The 7,260-nt window shown below is 65.3% G+C and carries 1 protein-coding gene and 2 pseudogenes; all 3 read right to left on the reverse strand.

Annotation, left to right across the window (positions count from 1 at the left end; translation table 11 throughout):
- Positions 1 to 5,990, reverse strand: a pseudogene (locus DMC18_RS15760) (hypothetical protein); the annotation flags it as partial.
- Between the two features lies 1 nt (position 5,991).
- Complete coding sequence (locus DMC18_RS15765; protein ID WP_110121447.1) at positions 5,992 to 6,885, reverse strand: hypothetical protein; 894 nt, start codon at positions 6,883 to 6,885, stop codon at positions 5,992 to 5,994.
- A gap of 212 nt (positions 6,886 to 7,097) precedes the next feature.
- A pseudogene (locus tag DMC18_RS15770) lies at positions 7,098 to 7,260 on the reverse strand (single-stranded DNA-binding protein); the annotation flags it as partial.

Below are 7,260 nucleotides of genomic sequence, written 5' to 3' on the forward strand. Positions count from 1 at the left end.
TCGAGCTTGCGCAGGTCGATCGAGGTCCCGCCGGCCAGCACGTATTCGACCGTGTTGAAGCTCTCGTAGAGGACGGTGTTGGAGTAGCCGTCCATGGTCACGTACTTCACCCCGCCGCCGACGATCTGCACCCGGTCGGCGACCTGGCTGGCCGTCAGCGCCGTGTTGGAGAGGTCGCGCGCGGCGATGTAGAGGTCGTTGCCGACTACCTGGTAGATCACGTCCCCGGCCGCCACCGAAGCCCCGAAGGCCAGGGTGTCCTCGCCGCCGGTGTCCCAGATGATGTCCAATCCCTCGCCGCGGTCGTAGCCGAACTGGTCGTCGCCGTTGGAGGTGTGGATCTGGTCGTTGCCCAGGCCGCCGATCACGACGTTGCCGTTGCTCTCCACCTGGCCGCTCTGGGCGCCCCAGACGATGTCGTCGCCGTTCATCGCCATGATCAGGTCGGAATTGGTCTTGCTGCCGACCAGTGTGGTGGAGTTGTCGTCGCTGGCCACGCCGAAGTTGACCGAGCCGATATCGAGCTGCGAGGCGCCGCCCATGTCGATCGACTTGATCTTATTGTTGCCCGCCGTCGGATAGAAATTGGCGCCGACCCGCACCTGGGCGTCGCCCCGGATGCCCAGGTCCAGCCAGCCGCTCGCGCCGCCCGCCGTACCGCCCCAGATGTCCGAGAACTTCACGTCCGCCCCGAACGAGACCACGTTCCAGCCGGCGCTGTCCTCGACGATGGTGTCCGAGCCGTCCCCGCGGTTGAGGACATAGGTGTCGGCCCCGCCTCCGCCGTAGAGATAGTCGTTGCCGGCCCCGCCTATAAAGGTCTCGTCGGCCGCGCCGCCGCCGATCGTGTCGGCATAGTCCGTGCCCAACACGCCCTCGACGCCCGTCAACGTGTGGTTCGACACCGTGCCGTCGACGCCCCGCACCTGGGCGTAACCGCTGCCCAGGTTGATGTTCAGGGCCGCGACCGTGGTGGTCGTCGTCTCATAGTGACCGCCCGTCGACACCCAGTACTGGGAGTAGTCCCACTGGTCATACTCCCAGTAACCGTCCTCGACCCAGACCTGATAGGTCGAGGTCCCGTTGGCGAAGCCCTCCGAATAATCGATGAAGTCCTTGCCCTCGCCGCCGACATAGGTGTCTTCGCCGTTGGTGGCCACGAACCAGTCGTCGCCGCCCAGGCCCTCCAGGCGATTGTGGAAGAAGTTGCCCTTCAGCTGGTCGGCGGCCTGCGAGCCGCGCAGGTTCTCGATCTCCTGCAGGATGTCGTTCTCGGCGTCGCCGCCGAACGCATCGCCCGTGGACAGGTCGACATAGACCCCCGCCGACGAGCCCTCGTAGCTGGCGGTGTCGAAATAGCCGCCGCCGACCAGCAGGTCCGCGCCCGCGCCGCCTTCTAGGATGTCGTCGCCTTCGCGCCCGTAGAGTTCGTCGTCGCCGGCCAGGCCCTTGAGCACGTTGTTGCCCGCCGAGCCGAACAGCCGGTCATCATAGTCGGAGCCGGTGGCGTTCTCGATATTGATCAGGCCGCTGCTGCTGTACCACTGCGAGCCGTCGGCGCTGCGCACCTCGAGCAGGCGGCTGGCCGGATTGGCGATGGCCGCGTCCGGGTGGCTGTTCCAGTCGGCGGGACGCACGTCGAGGTCGAGCGTGACCCCGAAGGTGAACCGCTCGGCGCTGACCGTGTCCTTGCCGTTCGGATCGCTGTTGAAGTCGAAGTTGCCGCCGACGATCCAGTTCCAGGTGTAGTCGGCGGTCAGGATGAAGGTGTCGTCGCCGTCCTCGCCCTGCAGGGTGTCGGCGCCGTCGCCGCCGACCAGGACGTCATTGCCGACGCCGCCATAGAGGCCGTCATCGCCGGTGTCGCCGGCCAGGTAATCGTCGCCCGAGCCGCCGATCAGACTGTCGTTGCCGCCCCGCCCGAGCAGGGTGTCGGCGCCGTCGCCGCCGTCGAGGTAGTCGTTGCCGCCGCGGCCATCCAGCCAGTCCCATCCGCTGCGGCCGTAAAGCTGGTCGCCGCCCTGGCCGCCGACGAAGATGTCATCGCCGCCCGAGACCGTGACCGAGTTGACGTGCTCGATGTACTCGTAGTCCCAGCCGTTCCAGATGTATTCGTAGGTGATCTCGGTTTCGGTGTGATTGTCGTCGATCACCACCCCGCCGGTGTTCAGGCGCTGGTCGATTAAGTCGTTGCCCGAGGTCGTCGCGCCCGGCGTAGTGATCGCATAGCCGATCTGCGACAGGTCCTCGATGTTGAGCACCTCGCCTTCGGTGTCCCAGCTGGACGTCGCCGTGTCGGCCGGCCGCGAGGTCGGCTGAGTGAAGAAGCCGTACGGATCGGTCCCGCCGGCGGTGGCCACCAGCCGCAGGACCATGCGCCGATAGGCCGTGCCGGCCGGCGCCGTGGCCGTGCCGCTGATGGTGTTGAAGTTGGCCAGGTTACCCTGCCAGGCGCCGCTTTCCAGACCCGAACCAGCCATGAAGGCCACGCTCAGCAGGTTCATGTTGGCGTCGTAGAACTCCATGTACATCTGGGCCAGGCCCCGATGCTGGGCGGCCTTGACCGAGCCCTCGTAGAGCGTGCCGGCCGACGAGACCATCACGGCCGACCGCATGTCGATGACCGACCCGGCCGCCGGAGCGCCCGGCATGCACATCCAGAAGACGTCGTTGCCGTTACCCGACCAGTCGGCGCTGAGGTTCACGCCACGCTGGGGATTGCCGACCTGCCAGGTCGCCAGGTCCCAGCCGGCCAGCCCGTCGCCGAAGCGGGCGTTGAGCACGTCGTTGTCGCCCGGCCCGGCCTGGGATTGCGACAGGATCGAGAAAAGGCCGTCGCTATCGGCCTTGCGCGACTGGATCTCCATTCCGTCGCCGACGGCGAAGACGCGGATGTCCTCGTAGCCCATCTTGCGGCTCTTCAGGTCGAAGCTGTCGAGGAACCCGCGCAGGCCGCCGTAGAAGTCCGACGTCGACCATTTGCCGATACCCAGCTCCGAAATCGAATTCAGCTCGATCAGCCAGCCGGCCGCGAATTCGGTCGTCGGACTGGCGGCGATCAGCGCGTTGATCTCGTAGCGTGACTCCAGGTAGCGCCTGTATTCGGCCGCGAGATTGATGTCGCTGGCCAGGGCGGTGATGTCCGTGGCCAAAGAGTTGCTGATCGCCCGTTTGGCGAAGATGTCCCCGCCAACGATCTTGGTGTTCTTGATGGCGATGGCCGTGCCGTAGCCGACGGCTTCGTCCGAAGAGCCGAAGTTCTTCTGAACGCCGTTCACCTTGACATAGATCTGGTTGCCGGTGTGGCCGTATATCTGGGTCGTGCTGTAGCCGTTCAGGTTGGATACGTAGGCGGTATCGTCGGTATAGGCGACCATGCCGATGACGCCGTTGAGCGTATCGCGCGCCAGGGTCGCCATCGAGGTGACGAGCGCTCGGTTGCCTCCGTTTGCGGTGACGATGCTGCCGACCTCGTATCGAGCGTAGGGCAGCTGCAACACGGTTTCGGCGCTGGCCGTCGGAATCTTCGGCTTCTTGCGCCCGAACAGGTTGCCGATCAGCGCGCCGATCACGAAGCCGACAAAGGCCCCGATGCCCGGCACGAGGATCGAGGCGGCGATTCTCCCAAAGGATGCGGCCAGTTGGGCATGGATCGCCGCGGCGAAGGTGGAGACTATGCCGGCGCTGGTCCCGCTGCTGAACGCGATCGTTCCGAGGGTCGAGCCGAGCGAAGACAACGCCGCGCCCGCCTGGGTGCGCACCGGAACCACCATCGAGCCGAGCTTCGAACCGAAGAAGCTGCCGATGGCGCTGCCGAGAACGCCGGCGCTGTAGCCGCCGGCCGCGGCGGCGGAAGTGCTGGTTCCGAAAGCTTCGGCGGCCCGCAGGCCGTCGAACAGGGCGCGACCGCCCATGGCGTTGCCGATGATCGTCGAGGTGATCGTTCCACCGACGCTCTGGAACAGTTCGGCCCCGAAACCGGACAGGCCGAGCGCCTTGCCGAGCTCGAGCGAAAGATAGCTGCCGATCTGCCCGGCGACCGCGCCCTGGAACGCCTGGCCGAGATCCTGATTGAAGTCCGCGAAAGCCTTCTTGATCTCGCCATTGGCGTGGAAGCCGAGATCGAGCCCGTGCTTCAAGTCGATGAGCTGGCCGATATTCTGGCCGACCGCCCCCAGCACCGCACTGGCGGCGACGCTGGTCGCGACATTGCCATTGCCGAGATAGGACCCCAGCGCGCTGCCCAGCGCCTGGGCGAAATCGGCGAACCGCACCGGCGGAATTTCCTGCAGCACCGTGGCGACGACGCCGTCCTCGCTCGTGCCGAGTCTGCCACGCTCCTTCCAACCTCCGGCGCGCTCGACCTCATAGGTCGTGTAGTCGACCACCCCGTCGCCGTCGGCGTCGTGGGTGCGATAGGTCCAGGTCCCGTTCTCGTCCGTCGTCGTGTATTCGTAGACACCATTGGAGATGAACTTCGGAGCACTCCAAATTCCGGCGTCATCGGACAGGCTGGGCGGACGCGACGTATTGTGCACCCGCAGTCCACCGGCGATGTAGGTATGGGTGAGAGCGACCTCGAAGTTGTAGATCGGAACGGCGACTTCGGATGAGATCGCCTCGGCTCCGGACAGATCGACCGCCCCGCCGTCGGCGGCCACGGCCTTCACGCCCTGCTCGACCATTTCGCCGACGGATTGGAAATCGCCGCGTTCCGTCAGGAAGGCGTGCCCAGGCGTAACCTCCACGCCATTGGGCAACCGCAGCCATTCGGCGGCCTCCCCAGGATAGATCTCGACGACCGTCGACGCCTGCAGCGCGCCGGTCTCGTCGAAAGACTGCACCTGGTCGCCCACGCGGACATGCTCGATCGACTTGACCGAGCCGTCGGCCATCAGCACTTCCGTGCCGGCGAGGAAGCAGAAGGAGTCCGTTCGGCGGCGGAAGGCCTGAATGAGATCCGCCGTCGCAGGCTTTACATCGCCGCTGCCGGCCAAGTCGATGAACTGAACGCCATCCGCTTTACGGGTGTACCTGTAGGACCGGCCGAGCATCGCACCGGTCTTCTGATCGTATTGATAGAACGCCTCGGTCGTGAACTCGCCGACCATGGAGCCGACGGTCGTGATCGACTTGTCGACGTAGGAAACCTTCAGCGTCGCGGCGCCGGTCACACGGTCGCGCGTCCGCTGCACATAGTATTCGGTGATTTTCCCCTCAGCCCAGTACAACGTGATCGTGTTTTCGGTCCTCCTGGGTTGCGTCTTCAGGAAGATCTGCGCGGCGAGGTCGGCGGCCAGGTCGTAATTCGTATGCGTTCGTTCAGCATTCCTGATGTTCACCAGCATTCGCGCGGTGATTTCATCCTGATATTTCAAGCTGTCCTGAGGCAGCCCATTGTTGTTTATCGAGTCCCGGATCCACCCCGACAGGGTCGAGGTCACCAGACCGTCATCGCGGCCGACGACGATGGCCGATGTCTTGGTGAGCCCCAGACCGCCAAAGCTGTATTCGATCGAAATCGTCTCGTCGAACGGGCTGCTGTAGACTTTCAAGCCCAGCTTGAGCAGGTTGCCCAGCTCGCCATCGAGACCCGCCAGCCCGAAGGTGTTGAGGTCGATCGCTTTGGTGCCGCCGAGCGTGACGACCGACTTGACGCCCTGCTTCTTGTAGGTGCCCTCGACCGACAGCGTCACGCCGCCGGTTTGGGGGTCGTAGCCTATTTCCGCCCCGACATCGAAAGGAAGCGCCGCGGCGTACCGCTTGACCGCCTTAATGAGCGCACTCTTGAAAATCGTGGGATCGACACCCGGGCTGTCTACGCGGAACACTCCCAGGCCAGGATCATTGTCGAAATAGCTCTTGGTGAAGGCGTAGACGATCTGGGCCTGCTTCTCGGGAGTCTGCAGGAGCAGATTCACCTTCTTCGCATAGTTGTTCAGCGCCTTGAGATAAGCGGGAATTTCGTTGGCAGGATTACGCTTCGCCATCTCAGTTTCCTCCGGCCGTCAATTCGCGAAACCGTTGCCTTGAAAGACCCGGCTCAATCCTGGGCAGCGCCTGGGCGACCTCTTCGCCGAAGAGGCCGGCGGCGGGACCGGTCACGGGGGAACCATCGGCCTTGATGACCGCCTCGCCCGGCGCGGAAAAAACACCCCACGCCCCCACGGCCGCGGCCGCGGCGCGCGTCCTGCAGTCCTCGACCCGCGCACGGATCTCGTCGGAGCGCCTGGACTCTCCACTTGTGTGATTCAGGGCGTCCGCCTCGGCGACGCTCGCCATGCGGCTGATACGCCCATGGTCATGGCTTGCGACGACGATGCAGCCCGGCCGCTCCACGACCTTCAGCTGCTCGGCCGCGCCATCGCCGAACGCGACCTGCAACACCTGGTCGGGATGGCCGGCGAACGGCTGCAGGGACGGCGCGTACAGCTGCACGAAATTCGCCGGCCGCCCCTTGGCGAGACCTGTGCCGGCCTCGACGAAATCGCCCCCCAGCAAAGTTCTTATCTCAAGCGACCCCCGCGTCTTCGGGCCGGGCGGGTCCCATTTCGTGGCGGTCAGGGGTCGTCCCTGGCCGACGATCACATCGTCGAAACGGACGACCAGGTCCTGCCCCTCTGGGAAGAGCAAGGCCTCCAGGACATCCGCCTGGGGTTTGAACTTCTTGGCCAACGGCGGAGGAGACGGCGGCTGCGCTTCGCAGGCGCTCAAGGGAGCCAGCACAGTGAAAAGCGAGGCCAGCAGCCCGACGGCAGTCAGCGCCGCCGCCCCCGGCCGCCTTGCGGGCGGTGCTTGCACGGCGCGCCGCAACCCGCCGCCGCTCGCCGCCTTATCGCTTCGCCTATCGGCGACGAACTCGATACCCAAAAGCGAACCGGCCACGCTACGCCTCACTGATTTGTACAAGCGAGACCGTAGGCGAAGTCGCTGTTTAGTTGCAATTGAGAAATACTACTTCAAGTCGATGCGCCTCTGAAATTCACGGAAACTGCACAATCTACGCCCTGTCGCCTCTCCCTTGCGCGAGCCCAAAGAAAAACGGCCGGTTCCTCGCGGAACCGGCCGTCTTCAGGTCCAGGCGCTCAGGCGAGCCCTTAGAACGGGATTTCGTCGTCCAGGTCGGCCGAGAAGCTCTCGCGCGGGCCGCTGGGCTGGCTGCGCGGGGCGCCGCCGCCGAAGTTGCCGCCGCCCTGGCCGCCGCCGTAGCCGCCACCGCCGCCCTGGCCGTAGCCGTCGTCATAGCCGCCCGAGGGCGCG

Source organism: Caulobacter sp. D5 (assembly GCF_003185805.1).
GTDB lineage: Bacteria > Pseudomonadota > Alphaproteobacteria > Caulobacterales > Caulobacteraceae > Caulobacter.